Origin of the sequence: Corallococcus sicarius, from assembly GCF_003611735.1 — a bacterium.
Classification (GTDB): Bacteria; Myxococcota; Myxococcia; order Myxococcales; family Myxococcaceae; genus Corallococcus; species Corallococcus sicarius.
The window spans coordinates 1-14,987 of record NZ_RAWG01000242.1 but is presented as its reverse complement, the minus strand read 5'-3'; the positions used below and the strand labels follow the sequence as shown (position 1 = coordinate 14,987).

Sequence of the window (14,987 nt, the reverse complement as noted above, 5' to 3'; positions counted from 1 at the left end):
CCCCCGTCCCCGCCGCCGAAACCCAATACCTCGTCCTCACCGGCGGCTCGCCCTTCCTGCGCGCCATCGGCTTCGTGCGCCGTGCGGACGGCGAACCCCTGGCAGGCTTCGTCAACCTCTCGGTGTCGAAGATGGCGACCCTCACGCTCCCCACCGAACCGGGTCAGTACGAGTTCCGCTTCCAGACCCGCAACGGCACCGGCGACTTCAAGCTCGCCCAGCGCACCGAGCGCGGCTCGCCCAAGAACGTGCGGGACTTCGAGATGGAAGCCTCGGGCGCCATTCAGACGTACCGCTTCAGCATTCCCTGAAGCCCCCCTGGACCCAGGCCCAGGAGCGCCGCGTTATTCCCCGCAAGGAGCAGTGGCCTGGGCCCGTCCCATGCCTGCTCTGCGGCCGGCGCGCATACCCCTCAAGGCAGGCCACGTCCGATTGCATAGCTTCATGGGCAGTCGTGCAACGGAATACATGAGCCAATCACGCCAGAGGAGGTTGCGACATGGGCAGCATCATGGAAGAGGAACGTCTGAAGAACCCTGGCTTCTACAATGAGGGCCAGTCCGCGTCGTCGTCGATGGCGGGTGACCGCGCAGGCTTCAAGCAGGAGGGGAAGGAGCAGGTGAAGCGCATTGGCGGCCTGACGCGCCAGCGCGCCTTCTCCCAGGTGGACTCGCGCAAGGGTGCGTTGGTGGAGAGCCTGAACGGCTTCGCCAGGCAGCTCGAATCCATCTCATCCCAGGGTGACGTGCAGGTTCCGCAGCAGCTCATCGGCAGCGCCGTGGGCTTCGTGCGCAAGGCGTCCGATACCCTGGAGCAGAACTCCACCGAGGAGCTTCTGCGGCAGGCCCAGACGCGGATGCGCGAGCGGCCCGCGGTGGCGCTGGCGGGCTGTGCACTGCTCGGCTTCGTCGCCGCGCGCTTCCTCAAGGCCTGAGGGGTGAACCATGGAAACCTATTCCTCAAGAACCCGTCTTGATCAGGACGGCGGCAGGGATACCGGGCAGCTGGGCGAGCAACCGCTCGGCACCCTGGTCTCTGAATTCCTCGAGCAGGGCAAACACCTGCTGCGGGCGGAGTTCACGCTCGCGCGCACGGAGATGCGCTCCGAGGCCAAGAAGGCCGCCGCCGGGGGCGGGATGCTCGCCGCGGGAGGCGTGGTGCTCTTCCTTGGCGCCATGGCGTTGGTGGCCTTCCTGGTCATCGCGCTCGCGGAGGTGATGCCGCTGTGGGGCAGCGCCCTGCTGGTCACCGTGCTGCTGCTCGCCGCGGGCGCGGGCATCGCCATGGTGGGAGCGAAGCGACTGAAGGCGGTCCACGCGCCGCGAAAGACCATCCAGACCCTCAAGGAGGACAGCCAATGGGCGAGCACGACGATGCGCTCCGCGAAATCGCAGATGCACGGGCACGCATGAGCGTGCTGGCGGAGGAGCTCGGCCGCCGCGCGAACCCCGAGCTGCTGAAGGCCCGCGCGAAGGAGTTCGCGCTCGAGAAGAAGGAAGAGGTGACGGAGCACGCGAAGCACCTCGCCCAGGAGAAGCGCGACGAGCTGAAGCAGCAGGCCCGGGAGAAGGTGCTCGACTGGAAATCACACGCAAAGGAGACGGCGATGCGCAAGAGTCATGAATGGACGGATGAGGCCACCCGCACACCCCGTGGGCTGGGATTGCTGGGCGCGCTGCTGGGCGCGGGAGTGGGGTCCATGTTGATGAAGCGGGCCTTCAAGTCCCGCATCGAGGAGCGCCACGGCTACGACGAGCGCGGCCATGACGACCGCGGCTACCGGGTCCAGGGCTACGAGCGCGTGCCGGTGCGCTACTACGGGCGCGATGAGCGCTACGCGGAGTCGGAGCGCTACGGCGCCTACGGGTCGGGCCGGGACATCCCCTACCCTGAGTACAACACCGCTCCCGGGTACAACGCGGACATCGGTGAGCGCGGCAGCGAGGGCGCGAACCTCAAGGAGCGCGCGACGGACGCGCTGAGCTCGGCGAAGGAGTCCGTGGGCAGCACCACGGAAGGCGTGAAGGAGCGCGTGGCCGGCGCGGCGGACACCGTGCGGGAGCGCGTCCATGGCGCGGCCGACACCGTGCGCGGACGCATGCATGACGCCAGCGACCGGGTGCGCGAGCGCGCCTCGCACCTGCGTGAGCGCGTGCCGTCGGGCCAGCAGCTCCGTGGGCGCACCTCGGAGTGGTACGACCGGGCCCTCGAGGAGCAGCCCCTGGCGCTCGCGCTCGGCGCGGTGGCCCTCGGCATGCTGACCGCGAGCCTCCTGCCCGTGTCCAACAAGGAACGCCAGCTCCTGGAGCCCGCCAGGCGCCGCGCGCAGGAAGGCCTGTCGCAGCTGGGTGACCAGGTGAGCCAGAAGCTGGAAGGCAGCGACGCGTCGCAGGACCAGGAAGAAGAGACGGCCCTCGCCGGCCCCACCTCGATGGGCACCAGCGCCGGAATCCCGCCGCTGCCGCCGCTGGATCAGATTGCCCCCAAGGTGCACTGAGCAGCGCTTGAAAGAAGGCATGAATCACCTGAAGCGAGGGGTGTCCCGGGCCTGATGTCTCCTGCCCGGGCGCCCCTCCTCAGGGGAGCGGTAGCAGTCGGGAGAGCAGCGCGAGGCCGGGCGCCTCCAGCGGGACGCGCCCGCGCAGCGCCGCGAACAGCGACCAGCCGTGGTCCGCGAGGAGCGCGACCCCTGCGTCCGCCGCCGGCGCGAACCCCAGGAACCCCACGAAGCCCCCCATCACCGACGAGCGCCAGAGCACCGCGTGCCCGCGCACCTGGGAGATGTTCCAGCCCAGGCCCCGGCGCACGTGCCCTGCGTCCACGCGCGGTACCTGCGTCAGCTTCAACGCGCGCACGAGCCCCGGCTCACCCCGGCCGAGGTTCGCGTCGAGGAAGCGCAGCAGGTCTCCCACGGTGGAGTGCAGCGCGCCCGCTCCGGGAAGCGCGGGGAAGGTCCACGGAGCCACCGGCTTGCCGCGCGCGGTGTGCCCGGAGAGCAGCCGGGGGGCCTGCTCGTCGGTGACCCTCGCCGTCGTGTCCACGAGCCCCAGCGGCTTGCAGAACAGGTCCCGCAGCGCGTGCCCGTAGTTCAGGCCCGCGCGCCGGGAGAGCGCATGGCCGAGCACGCCCATGCCCAGGAAGGACTCGGCGGAGGGGTGCGGCGGCGGACGCGTGGGGTGGTAGCCGCGGAGGAACTCACCGAAGAGGCCCGCGGAGTAGTGGCCGAAGGGGTCCTCCGGGTTCTGCGCCGCCGCGCCCAGGTTGGGCGGCAGGTGCGGCAGGCCGGAGGTGTGCGTCGCGAGCTGCTCCAGCGTGATGCGGCCCGCGACCTCGTCGACCAGGAGCGCCCGGGGGATCAGCTCCGACAGCGGCGTGTCCAGCCGCAACTCCCGCCGGTCCACCATCACCGCGAGCAGCGCCGTCGTGAAGACCTCCGTGAGCGCGCCCAGGGAGAACACCGCGTCCTGCGCGGGAGGGAGCCCCTTGCCGCGCAGCGCCTGCACGTGGTGCGTGCCCTGGTGGGTGAGGCCCGCGCACAGCGACGCGGAGCGGTAGCCGCGCAGGTAGCGCCGCGTCTCCGCGAGGAGGAGTTCGGAGGGAGTCGGCATGGGGTGCTGGGGCTCTTACGGGTCCCCTGCCCCGCGTGGCAAGCCTCGTGGAAATCGCCGTGTCAGGCATTGCCATGCGCGGGCGTCCACCTGCTGGAAGGACTCCTCCCGCCGACATGCTGCCCGCGACCGCCCCTGCTGGCGTTCGCCGTGGCCGTGTCAGGCGCTGTCCCCTTTCGCGTCAGGCACGGGCCTCAAGCCACCCCACACGAAAGGCCCGTGGATGCCCATGCCCATGCCCCGTTCCGTGGCACGAACCGCGAATGCCCTGCTGTTCGGACGCAACCCGCACCAGTCGGACACGTTCGACGTGGAGGCCGACGCCGCCGAGGCGCTGGGAGTCGACACCTATCAGGCGGACCTCTCCGCCCTCCTGTCAGGCGATGCGTCGCGGGCGCTCGCGGGCGTGCCGGAGCGGGGACGCCTCCGGTTGCTCTACCGCGGCTGGATGCTCACGGAGGAGGAGTACGGCGCGCTCGACGAAGCCGTCCAGGCGCTCGGGCACCGGTTGATGACGACCCCCGAGCAGTACGCCGCCGCGAACTACCTCCCCCACTGGTATCCGCGCCTCGCCGGCTACACCGCGCGCTCCGTCTGGACGGAAGGGACGGACGCCACCGAGGCATGGCATGCGGCGCGAGTGCTGGGGCCACCGCCGTGGATCGTGAAGGACCATGTGAAGTCCGCGAAGGAGCGCTGGGCGGAGGCCTGCTTCGTCCCGGCCGGCGCCACGCGCGAGGACTTCGAGCGCACCTGCGCCAACCTGCTCGACGAGCGCGGCGACCGCTTCGAGCGGGGCTTCGTGGTCCGCCGCTTCCTGCCGCTCAAGGTCTACGGCCGGACGCCCACGGGGCCCGCGCACCTGGAGTTCCGCCTCTTCTTCGGCAAGGGCCGGTTGATTGCCGCGGAGCCGTACCATGAGTTCGACGTGGAGGTTCCCGACTTCACCGCCTTCGAGCCGCTCGGCCGGCGCATCCCCTCCCCCTTCTTCACCCTGGACGTCGCGATGCTCGAGGACGGCGGCTGGGCCGTGGTGGAGGTGAACGACGGCGGCGTCTCCGGCCTCCCGCCCGGCCTGGATCCGCGCGAACTCTTCGCCGCGCTGCTGTAGGCTTCCGCGGCGTGAGCGAGCAGCGCTTCGAGACATGGCCTGGGATTGAAGTCGATCCAGGGACGTTCGCCTCCCACGTCGAAGCCCTGCGCCGTTCGGGTGGGGCCCGGCCGGAGCACCTGGCCGAGCTCTCCCTCGCCCATGCCGCCGCGCGGGGGGATGCGGCGGGGCTCCCGGCCTTCGACAAACACATCCTCCAGGAGGTCCTCCCGTCCGTGCGCCGGGTGGACGCCTCGGAAGACTTCCTGGACGAGGTGCGACAGGTGCTGCGCGCGCGGCTCCTCGTCGGACAGGACGGAGCGCCACCGCGCATCGCGGGCTACACGGGGCGCGGCCCGCTCGCGCCGCGCTGTTCGTCCGGGGCACGGAGGTCCCGCTGCGCGTCCGGCGCGTGGAGCTCGCCACCGGGCACTCCGTCCCGCACGCGGAGGTCAACCCACCCGCGCTGGGCCTGAAAGGGATTGATGCCTTCGTCATGAGCGCCCGTGGGGAGGCGTATGCCTACAGCTACGGCCAGGAACTCAACCGGCTGTACACCCTGAGCCCACGGACCGCCGGGTGATACGCTCCGCGGCATGAAGGTCGCTTCCTGTCTCCCCCGTGGGTCCCTGCGCAACCGGCTCGCCGCCCTCTTCCTCGTGGGGCTCACCGCGTGCGGAGGCTGCCGGATGACCGACGCCGAGCGCGCCGCGAAGGAGCGCGCGGAGATTGAAGAGCGCATGCGCGACTCCGTCACGCTCCTGCCCTACCGCGCCTTCAAGCTCACCCTGCGCGCGAACGGTGAAGCCGGAGCGCCGGAGGAGGTCGCCCAGCTCTGGAAGGCGCTGGCCGCGACGCGCGCCCTGCCCGACAAGCCCCTCACCGACGAGGCGACCCGCGACGCGGCCCGCACGTACCTGGACCTGGGCGTGGCCTTCTACAAGGCGCGCAAGACGCTCCAGACACGCGACGAGGACGAGTTCCCGCTGCTGTGGTCCAAGTGGGTGCCCGGCGCGCCCCTGCCCCTGCCCGCCTACGACGCGGGCCAGGAGCACGCGCTGGTCGCCACCGCGTGGCTCGTGCTCGACAAGGCCGCGAAGGCCGGCCGCATCCCCTCCACGGAGCTCGTCTTCTACGAGCTGTCGCGCGCCACGCCGAACCCCGCGTGGCCCCCGCTCCTGCGCCTGGCGGTGCAGGCCAACCGGGGGCTCGCCTTCTGTCAGGCCGGCTACCACTACGCGGCCGAGGAGGAGCTCACCGCCTTCCTCGCGGAGACCGAGCGCATGCCTCCCGAGGACTTCATCTCCATCAGGGGCGCCACCCCCGCGCAGTCGCGCGAGACGGTGCTCGCCGCCGGGCACTTCCTGCGCGCGTGGAACCGCATGGCCCTGAAGCGCGACCGCCCCGCGGAGGACGACATCGAACAGGGGCTGCGCTCGCTCCAGACGCTGGGCGTGGAGAACGAGCTGACGTGGTGGGGCTGGGCCTTCATCCACTCGCGGCGCGGGCGCTACGACGAGGCCGCGGCGTCGTTGGACAAGCTCGCGGCCAGCCCCTTCCTGGAGGAGACGGAGCGGCGTGAGGTGCACGACAGCGCGGAGGCCCTGCGCCACCACGGCGACAGCCTCCCGGTGTTCCAGCAGGCGCGCGCGGGCCTCCTGTTGGGACGGGCGCTGCTGGCGCGCGCGGGCGGCCTGGAGCACGTGCTCACCGTGGCGCTCGGGCCCGAGCGCGCGAAGCAGCTCTACGCCCCGCTCCTCTGGATGGACCGCGTGCGCCAGGGCACCGCGACGCTCACCCCGGAGGAGGTGGCCCAGGGCGCGGGCGAGACGCTCGACCGCGCCCGGGAGGCGGGCAGCAAGGGCTGGGACGCCCTCAAGCAACGCCTGGGCAATGGCGCGCAGGAGACGACGACGCAGACCGGCCCTCCGTAAGCGACCGCCTCAGTGGTGGTAGACCTCGAGGCCGGACAGGTTGGCCGTGCCTCCGGAGGTCACCAGGTCCAGGGTGCCGTCCGTGACGGAGACGACCCACGGCCCCAGGCGCTTCCACGCGCCGGGCGCGCCGCTCACGTAGTCGTCCTGCACGAGCACGCCCTCGGCCCGCACGTCGAACGTCTTCGTCGCGTTGTCCTCCCAGACATGCAGGAAGACGTCGTAGGTCCCTGAGGGCACCGCACCCAGGGAGACCTTCGCGGCCGTGCCGTAGACGGACGAGCGGATCATCCGGGCGCGGCCCTGTTCTTACCGGACCCGCGGCCTTGAACGGACCGCCCGGCTGGCCCCCCGAAAGCCAGTCAGGCAGTCAGGCCATGGGGCCCGTCCCTTGGCCCCCTTGTGAAGGCGACCCCAACTTTTCGCCAAAGCCTTCCCTCCCTCCACAAGGAGCAGCGCGCTCGATGAAAGCCATCTGCTGGCATGGACACGGTGACGTCCGCTACGAAACGGCCCCCGACCCGAAGATCGAGGACGCCCGGGACGCCATCATCCGCGTCACCCGCACCGCCATCTGTGGCTCGGACCTGCACCTGCTGGACGGCTACATGCCGACCATGAAGAGCGGCGACGTGCTCGGCCATGAGTTCATGGGCGAGGTGGTGGAGACCGGCGCGAGCGTGACGAAGCTCAAGAAGGGCGACCGGGTCATCGTCCCCTTCAACATCGCGTGCGGTGAGTGCTTCTTCTGCAAGAAGACGCTCTTCTCGCTGTGCGACCGCTCCAACCGCAACGCGGAGATGGCCGCGAAGGTGATGGGCTATTCGCCCTCCGGCCTCTTCGGCTACTCACACATGCTGGGCGGCTTCCCCGGAGGCCAGGCCGAGTACGTGCGCGTGCCGTACGCGGACGTAGGCCCCCTCAAGATTCCGGAGGGCCTCACCGAGGACCAGGTGCTCTTCCTCACGGACATCTTCCCCACCGGCTACATGGCGGCGGAGAACTGCGAGATGGAGAAGGGCGACACCGTGGCGGTGTGGGGCTGCGGCCCCGTGGGCCAGTTCGCCATCCAGAGCGCGTGGATGTTCGGCGCGGGCCGCGTCATCGCCATCGACCACGTGCCGGAGCGGCTGGAGCTGGCGCGCTCCTGGGGCAAGGCGGAGACCCTCGACTTCACGAAACAGGATGTCTTCGACACCCTCAACGAAATGACGAAGGGCCGGGGCCCGGACCGCTGCATCGACTCCGTGGGCGCCGAGGCCCACGGCACCGGCAGCCTCGACGCGGTCATCGACAAGGCGAAGGCGGCGGTGAAGCTGGCCACGGACCGGCCGCACGCGCTGCGCCAGGCCATCCACTGCTGCCGCAAGGGCGGGACGGTCTCCGTCCCGGGCGTCTACATCGGCTTCCTGGACAAGATCCCCTTCGGCGCCTTCGTCAACAAGGGCCTGACGATGAAGACGGGGCAGACGCACACGCACCGCTACACCCGCCCCCTGCTGGAGAAGATCCAGTCCGGCGCCATCGACCCGACGCGGCTCATCACCCACCGCGCGAAGCTGTCGGACGCGCCCACGCTCTACAAGAAGTTCCGCGACAAGGAAGACGGCTGCATCAAGGTCGTGATGTCGCCGTAGCCACCGGCTCCTGCGCCGGGGCCAGGGCCCTTCCCGTCAGCCGGTAGTACGCGTGCGGACGGCGCCAGCGGATGAGGGCCTGCGCGAGCGGGTTCATCCCCCAGCGGATGGGCACCGGATCCACGATGTAGCCCAGGTCGTCCTTGAACTGGCCCAACTGGGTCGCCTCGGGGGCGTGGAGCCCGCCCACGAGTGTCCGGACGCCCGGGAGCCGGCGGCAGACCTGCGCGAACTCGTAGCTCAGTCCGGTGGAGATGTTCGCCGGCAGCGCCCAGGTGGCGTAGTACGCGCTGACGCCGTACGCGACGCCGTCCACCACGTAGCCGTCCATGTAGCCGCCGAGCTTGCCGTCAATCAAACCGGCGAGCACGCACCAGTGGTCGTTGAGGAAGTACTTCCGCGCGTTCCGGAAGTACTCCTCCTGCGTGGGCGTCCGCTTGTGGCGCGTCCTCGCCAGGGCATCCCGTACCACGCCATAGCCCTGCTCCAGCAGGAGCGCGGGCCCGGTGAGCTGGACGATGCGCACCAGGCGCTGGGCCTTCCTCAGCTTGTTGCGCCGGTTCGAGGACAGCCGGCTTGTGTCATAGCTGTCCAGGTCCTTCAGCCGCACCACGGGAAGCGTGCCGTTGGCCTCGTGCGCCGTCTCCGGCGTCAGCGCCGCCCGGAAGCCCCAGCACAGCATGGAGGGGAACGTGGCCTCGGGCGGCGCCAGCCGGGACAGCAGGTGCACGGGTTGGAAGTAGCCGGGCGCGCCCGACTGCTCCCAGTAGCGCCCCCGGTGGGAGATGACGAGAGCACCCTCTTCGCGGCGGCGTTCAGCGAGCTCGCGCTCCGTGAGGCACGAGAAGCGGGCCTCGTCGGAGTCACGGAGCTGGGGAAGCGACAGGAGCATGGAAGTCCTTCCAGGACAGACTCAAGGGAACATCAGGCACGGGGCGCGCGGTAGGCGGGGAAGAAGCCCGCGCCCGCGTGGCCCCGGGACAGGGGGGCGTACGCTTCGGGGTCGCAGATGAGCTCGTGCGTGTAGAAACACGAGGTCGCGTTGGCGAAGCCGTCTTTCGGCCGCACCCCGCTGGACAGGTGCACGGGGGCCTCCAGCTTCGCGGACAGCTCCACCAGCACCGGGAGCTCATTCTTCTCGGGCGCGTGCGCCAGGTACGCGTCCGCCGTGCCCCCGAGGAAGTGGTGCAGCAGGCCGTCACTGAGGACGGCGAGGGCGCAGGAGGCCACGGCGCCATCCGGGGCGCGCGTGGTGACGAGCCAGGCGAAGTCGCAGGTGAACACCTCGTCGAACCAGGCGTCCGTGAGGGCGCGCCGCTCCCCCGCGTCAGTCCGGGCCAGGGTCTGCCGGTAGACCTGCTTGAGCCCCTCGCGCTGCTCCGGGGAGGACTCCCGCACCGGGACGCACGTGCTGGCATAGCCCAGCCGCATGTTGCGGCGGATGTCCGCGGCATGGTCGGCGCGGAACGTCAGCGGCTGGCGGCTGTCGATGAGGCACACCTCGGAGCGGAGCGTGCCGCCCGCGAAGCAGCGCGGCCCGCCAATGCGGTCGCGCACGAAGAGGCTGACCAGCTCCGTGCCCCGCCAGTCGATGGCGTCCGGCGGCACCTCGCGCAGCCCGTTCAGCTCCGCGCCGGGGAACCCGGAAGGGGACACCGCGTCCCGGTACGACGTCCCTTCAATGGGCCGCACGATGAGCGGCACCCGCAGCGCGCGGCCCTCGCCGTCCTCCACGATGAGGCTGTGCGTCACCCCTTCCGCGCGCAGGTGCTGCTCCGAACGGAAATAGTCCGCGGTGCAGGCGCGCTGCCCCTGGTCGGGGACGAGGACGGCTCTCCACGGGATCGCTGGCTTCATGTCGGGGGTCCTCTCGCGAGACGGTGACAGGGTATGGCCCTGATTCACGGCGCCGTCACCGGCCCCCGGAGTGCAGCGGGGGTGTCCTGATTCCTACCGAAAGGGCGCGCCCAGCCCTCCAGGGCAGGACATGTGTTGTCTCGCCTCCGGCCCCTAACGTCTTCCGGACACCTTCCGGACACCTGGCCGGCGGATGGGTTTACGCGTGCAGCACAAGGCACGAAGAATTCCTCTCAATGAAGCACACCCTGTTGATACTCCTGGTGTCATGCCTGAGCGCATGCGCCTGGGGCCCCGGCATGCAGATGGACGAGGATGCCTTCCGGGAGCGGCATGCCGGAAAGGCAGACGCGGGCGCCGACGGCGCCTTCGACATCATCCCCATCGACGCGGCCCTGCTGGGCCAGCAGCAGGAGGCCCGCCGGCAGGCGCGTCCCGCCCCCCTGAAGGATCCGCTGGCGCAGGTCGCCGCGGACTACGACTACCGGGTGACGGCGCATGACGTGCTCAGCGTCATCGTCTGGGACCACCCGGAGCTCACCATCCCCGCGGGCGAGTTCCGCTCCCCGGAGGCCACCGGCCACCCGGTGGCGGCGGACGGGACGATGTTCTACCCCCACGTGGGCACCCTCCCCGTCGCGGGCAAGACCCTGCGCGACATCCGCGAGCTGCTCACGCAGCGGCTGTCCGCCGTCATCGAGCGGCCCCAACTGGACGTGCGCGTGGTGGGCTTCCGGGGGCAGAAGGTCCAGGTGACGGGCGAGGTGGTGGCGCCCGGGAGCCTGCCCATCACCGACGTTCCCCTGCGCGTGCAGGACGCCATCAGCCAGGCGCGCGGCTTCTCCCAGGAGGCCGACCTGCGCGCCGTCACCCTCAGCCGGGGGGGCACCACCTTCACGCTGGACCTGCAGGCCCTCTACGAACAGGGCGACGTGAGCCAGAACTGGCTGCTGCGCGACGGAGACATCATCAATGTCGCGGACCGCAGCCGCAACAAGGTCTTCGTGATGGGCGAGGTCCGCAAGCCCTCCTCCCGCATCATGGTGAAGGGGCGGATGACGCTCGCGGAGGCCATCAATGACAGCGAGGGCTTCGACCCGCTCACCTCCAACCCGGAGCGCGTCTATGTCATCCGGGGGAACTTCGACAAGCCGTCCATCTTCAAGCTCGACGCGAAGTCGCCGGACGCGCTGCTCCTCGCGGCGCAGTTCCAATTACAACCCCGCGACGTTGTCTTCGTCTCCGCGCACGACTTGACACGCTGGAACCGCATCATCGAGCAGATCCAGCCAACAGTTCAGTTGCTCTGGCAGGCAGTGGATATCGGAGACAGAACCATCATCATCGACAACCCATGACGCGCACCTCTCCCGGCCCACAGGATGATGAATTGGGATTGAGCGGACACCTGGGCGTCCTGCTCGAGCGCCGCAGGTCCATTGCCGCCATGGTCGGGCTCACGCTCACCCTGGGCGGGCTGTACCTGGTCACCACCCCGCCGGTGTATCGCGCGAACGCGGTGCTTCAAATCGAGCAGAAGGGCAGCAGCCTGGGCCAGCTGGACGAGCTGCTCTCCGACGCGCCGAGCGTCGCGGCGACAGAGATTGAGGTCATCGGTTCGCGGGCGCTGCTGGGCCGCGTGGTGGACGGGCTGCGGCTGGAGGTGTCCGCCCGGCCCGTGTACTTCCCGGTGCTCGGCGCCGCGCTGGCCCGCGCGCATGACGGCCCGGAGCTGGCGACCGCGCCCTGGGGCCAGGGCGCCTACGCCTGGGGCGGGGAGCGCATCCGGGTGGAGCGGCTGAACGTGCCGCCGGAGCTGGAGGACCTGCCGCTCACGCTCGTGGCGGAGGCTTCCGGCGCGTACACGCTTCAGGACGCCGAGGCGCGCGTGCTGCTGCGCGGTGAAGCGGGCACCACCGCCACCACGCCGACGGACTCCAGGCCGGAGGTGGAGCTGCTCGTCAACGAGCTGCACGCCCGGCCGGGGACGCACTTCCGGCTGATGCGGCGCTCGCGGCTCGCGGCGGTGGAGGAGCTCCAGCGCGCGCTGCGCATGAGCGAGAAGGGCCCCGGCACCGGCGTCCTCACCGTGGCCCTGGAGGGGCCGGACGCGGCGCTGGCGACCGCGACGCTCCAGGCGGTCGCGGAGGCGTATGTCCTGAGCAACGTCGAGCGCCGCAGCGAGGAGGCCGGCCGGACGCTGACGTTCCTGGACAGCCAGCTGCCCGGCCTGCGCCAGGGCCTGGAGCGCGCGGAGACGGCGCTGCGCGACTACCGCACGGGCAAGGGCAGCGTGGACCTGGGGCTGGAGGCCCAGGCCATCGTGAACCGCAGCGCGGACCTGGAGAAGACCATCTCCGAGCTGTCCCTGGAGCGCTCGGAGCTGCGGCAGCGCTTCACCGAACACCACCCGCTCATCATCGCCACCGGCAACAAGCTGGCGCGCCTGCGCGCGGAGCGGGCCCTGCTCACCACCCAGCTCAAGGGCATGCCCAACGCGGAGCTGGTGTCCGCCCAGCTCACGCGCGACGTGAAGGTCGCCAACGAGCTGTACCTCCAGCTGCACAACAAGGCCCAGGAGTACCGGGTGCTCAAGTCGAGCACCATCACCAACGCGCGCATCATCGACGCGCCCGTGGTGCCGCGCACCCCGGTGCGCCCCGTGAAGCCGGACGTGTTCGCGGTCAGCCTCGTGCTGGGGCTGGTGCTGGGCGTCGCGCTCGCCTTCACGCGCCAGGCGCTCCACCAGGGCGTGTCCAGTCCCGCCGCGCTGGAGGCCGCGCTCGCGGTGCCCGTCTTCGCGAGCCTCCCCCTGGGGCCGGACCGCGCCAGCGACACGCCTGGCATCCTCGCGCGCACCCGCCCCCGCGACCCGACCACGGAGAGCGTGCGCGCCCTGCGGACCCGGCTCCAGCGGGCGCTGAAGGACGCCCCCGGCAACGTCGTGGCCCTCACCGGGACGAGCCCCGGCGTGGGCACGTCCTTCGTCGCCCTCAACCTCGCCTGGGTGCTGGCGGAGTCCGGCCAGCGCGTCCTCCTGGTGGACGCGAACCTGCGCGGAGGCTGGCTCCACCGCTGCTTCCAGGACGCGCGCCCCTCCGGCCTCTCAGAACTCCTGCGCGGCACCCTTCCGCTGGAGCAGGCCGTGCTGGCGGACGTGGGCCCCGGGCTGTCGTTCCTGGGCGCGGGCGAACTTCCTCCCGCCCCTGCGGAGCTGCTGTCCCAGCCCCGGTTCGCCGGGCTCGTGGCGCAGCTGTCCGCCCGCTACGAGGTGGTCCTCTTCGACACGCCGTCCATCCTCGCGGTGACGGACGCGGCGCTCGTGGGCCGGCACGCGAGCGTGGGGCTCGCGGTGGTGCGCGCCGGCGCCCACCCCTTGAGGGAGGTGACGTCCGCGCTGCACCAGCTGGAAGTGAACGGCGTCCCCGTGCGGGGCGTCGTCCTCAACGGAGTGCCGCGCTCCCGGAGGGGCCGCGCGGTGAGCGGCATCTACCAGTACGAGTACCCCGCCGACAGCTGAAGCCCCCCTGGAGGCCCACCCCCGTGAGATGGATCCGACGCACAGGCCTGGGCTGCATCGCGGCGCTCTACGTGCTCGCGGGCCGCTGGGGCTTCCACCGGCTGGCCGCCGCGCAGGTGGAGACCAACCCCTTCCTGGAGCTGCGGCTGTGGATCGTCATGGCCGGCGGGCTGCTCGCCGCCCTGGGGCTGCTGCACCGCGCGCAGCGCGAGGCGCGGCCGGGCGAGGCGCGCTTCGACGGGCCGCTCGTCACCGCGCTCCTGGCGTTCTTCGGCTACCTCTGCGCCAGCGCCTCCTGGTCCCCGGACGCGACGTTCGCGCTGACGAAGGTCTATGACCTCACGCTCGTGCTGGTGATGAGCGTGGGCTTCGGGCTCGCCGCGCTCCGGCAGCCCGCGCCCCGCGTCCTGGACGCGTTCTGGACCATCATCGTCGCGGCCACCGCGGTGCTCGCGCTCACCGGCGTGCGCCAGCTGCTGTCCGGCGGCGGCGGCGCGCGGCTGGCGGTGATGGGCGGCGGGCCCAACATCTTCGCGCGGCTCATGGGCCTGCTCGCGCTGGGCGCGCTGTACTTCTGGCTGCGGCGGGGCCAGGCCTGGCTGTGGATCCCGGTGGCCGCCACCGGCGTCATCCTCGCGCTGCTCACGGGCTCACGGGGCGGCACGGCCGCCATCCTCGCGGGCGTCACCACCTGCCTCGTGGTGGCGCGCATCCCGCTGCGCCGGCTGCTGCTCCTCTCGCTGCTGGCGACGGTGGCCGTGGGCACCGTGATGACGTTCACCCCCCTGGGTGAGCCGCTGCGCCGCTCCGTGGAGGAGCGCTTCCTGAAGCTGACGCTGAACTACGACGGCGGAAGCGGCGGCGGCGGCGGCGAGGGCAAGGTGTACCTGTCCGGGCGGGAGGTGCTCTACGAGGCCGCCCTCCAGCTGGGCAAGGACCACCCGGTGGCGGGCGCGGGGCTCGCCGCGTTCCCCGCGCTGGGCCTGGGCGTGTACCCGCACAACATCTTCCTGGAGGTGTTCTGCGAGACGGGCGCCGTGGGCCTGCTGTTCTTCGCGGGCGTGCTGCTCACCTTCGCCCGCTCCGCGCTGAAGCGGCGCCTGGGGCTGGACGGCGCGACCGTGGGCGCGGCGGTGCTGGTGCTGCTGGGCAGCCAGTCCCTGTCTCTTATACCACATCTCCGAGCCCACGAGACCGGAGCCTAGCTCGTATGCCGTCTTCTGCTTGAAAAAAAAAATAACATATTATATTGCTCCTTTGACTAGGGGCACAACAGTCAGTGCTACTCATAAATGTTTCGTTTAGGCGAGTGACACTCATAGCCTCTTCCATATCGCCAAA

15 protein-coding genes are annotated in these 14,987 nt (G+C 70.9%); 11 read left to right on the top strand and 4 right to left on the bottom strand.

Features of this window, described 5'->3' with window-relative positions; all coding sequences use genetic code 11:
* The 4 genes from D7X12_RS43090 to D7X12_RS43085 form a co-directional block, all read left to right on the top strand.
* A partial coding sequence (locus D7X12_RS43090) for a hypothetical protein (protein ID WP_158620146.1) occupies window positions 1-311 on the top strand: 311 nt, incomplete at its 5' end.
* Between the two features lie 188 nt (window positions 312-499).
* Window positions 500-934, top strand: coding sequence for a hypothetical protein (locus D7X12_RS29590; protein ID WP_120628605.1), 435 nt, complete (start codon window positions 500-502; stop codon window positions 932-934).
* Window positions 935-944: 10 nt separating this feature from the next.
* On the top strand, window positions 945-1,412 hold the full coding sequence (locus tag D7X12_RS29585; RefSeq protein WP_244224854.1) for a phage holin family protein: 468 nt from the start codon (window positions 945-947) through the stop codon (window positions 1,410-1,412).
* Complete coding sequence (locus D7X12_RS43085; protein WP_158620145.1) at window positions 1,358-2,497, top strand: hypothetical protein; 1,140 nt, start codon at window positions 1,358-1,360, stop codon at window positions 2,495-2,497. The genes D7X12_RS29585 and D7X12_RS43085 overlap by 55 nt, the downstream gene beginning before the upstream one ends.
* 79 nt (window positions 2,498-2,576) lie before the next feature.
* Here D7X12_RS43085 and D7X12_RS29575 read toward each other — a convergent pair whose 3' ends face one another.
* Window positions 2,577-3,608 carry a serine hydrolase domain-containing protein gene (locus tag D7X12_RS29575; RefSeq protein ID WP_120628604.1) on the bottom strand — a complete coding sequence of 344 codons (1,032 nt, stop codon included), beginning with the start codon at window positions 3,606-3,608 and terminating at the stop codon, window positions 2,577-2,579.
* Between the two features lie 235 nt (window positions 3,609-3,843).
* Here D7X12_RS29575 and D7X12_RS29570 point away from each other — a divergent pair, with 235 nt between their 5' ends.
* From D7X12_RS29570 to D7X12_RS29565, 3 genes are all read left to right on the top strand, one after another.
* Window positions 3,844-4,719: an ATP-grasp domain-containing protein gene (locus D7X12_RS29570; protein ID WP_120628606.1), complete on the top strand. Its 876-nt coding sequence runs from the start codon at window positions 3,844-3,846 to the stop codon at window positions 4,717-4,719.
* Between the two features lie 11 nt (window positions 4,720-4,730).
* Window positions 4,731-5,174, top strand: a complete 444-nt coding sequence (locus D7X12_RS42565) for a hypothetical protein (protein WP_147443839.1) — start codon at window positions 4,731-4,733, stop codon at window positions 5,172-5,174.
* Window positions 5,175-5,294: 120 nt separating this feature from the next.
* Complete coding sequence (locus tag D7X12_RS29565) at window positions 5,295-6,632, top strand: hypothetical protein (protein ID WP_120628603.1); 1,338 nt, start codon at window positions 5,295-5,297, stop codon at window positions 6,630-6,632.
* A 9-nt stretch (window positions 6,633-6,641) separates the two neighbouring features.
* Here D7X12_RS29565 and D7X12_RS29560 read toward each other — a convergent pair whose 3' ends face one another.
* On the bottom strand, window positions 6,642-6,923 hold the full coding sequence (locus tag D7X12_RS29560; RefSeq protein WP_120628602.1) for a hypothetical protein: 282 nt from the start codon (window positions 6,921-6,923) through the stop codon (window positions 6,642-6,644).
* Window positions 6,924-7,096: 173 nt separating this feature from the next.
* Between D7X12_RS29560 and D7X12_RS29555 the strand changes: the two genes are divergently transcribed.
* Window positions 7,097-8,269 carry a zinc-dependent alcohol dehydrogenase gene (locus D7X12_RS29555; protein ID WP_120628601.1) on the top strand — a complete coding sequence of 391 codons (1,173 nt, stop codon included), beginning with the start codon at window positions 7,097-7,099 and terminating at the stop codon, window positions 8,267-8,269.
* Here the strand turns inward: D7X12_RS29555 and D7X12_RS29550 are convergent.
* Window positions 8,247-9,161 carry a hypothetical protein gene (locus D7X12_RS29550; protein WP_120628600.1) on the bottom strand — a complete coding sequence of 305 codons (915 nt, stop codon included), beginning with the start codon at window positions 9,159-9,161 and terminating at the stop codon, window positions 8,247-8,249. The two genes, D7X12_RS29555 and D7X12_RS29550, sit on opposite strands and share 23 nt — an antisense overlap.
* Before the next feature lie 32 nt (window positions 9,162-9,193).
* Complete coding sequence (locus tag D7X12_RS29545) at window positions 9,194-10,126, bottom strand: GNAT family N-acetyltransferase (protein WP_120628599.1); 933 nt, start codon at window positions 10,124-10,126, stop codon at window positions 9,194-9,196.
* A gap of 236 nt (window positions 10,127-10,362) precedes the next feature.
* Here D7X12_RS29545 and D7X12_RS29540 point away from each other — a divergent pair, with 236 nt between their 5' ends.
* Genes D7X12_RS29540 through D7X12_RS29530 form a run of 3 tightly spaced genes read left to right on the top strand, consistent with a single transcriptional unit; the run spans window position 10,363 to window position 14,851 of the window.
* Window positions 10,363-11,484, top strand: coding sequence for a polysaccharide export protein (locus D7X12_RS29540; RefSeq protein WP_120628598.1), 1,122 nt, complete (start codon window positions 10,363-10,365; stop codon window positions 11,482-11,484).
* Window positions 11,485-11,522: 38 nt separating this feature from the next.
* The gene (locus tag D7X12_RS29535) at window positions 11,523-13,646 is read left to right on the top strand and encodes a polysaccharide biosynthesis tyrosine autokinase (RefSeq protein WP_244224853.1); all 2,124 of its coding nucleotides are present in this window, start codon (window positions 11,523-11,525) and stop codon (window positions 13,644-13,646) included.
* A 23-nt stretch (window positions 13,647-13,669) separates the two neighbouring features.
* Complete coding sequence (locus tag D7X12_RS29530; RefSeq protein WP_120628596.1) at window positions 13,670-14,851, top strand: O-antigen ligase family protein; 1,182 nt, start codon at window positions 13,670-13,672, stop codon at window positions 14,849-14,851.
* Window positions 14,852-14,987: the final 136 nt, after the last annotated feature.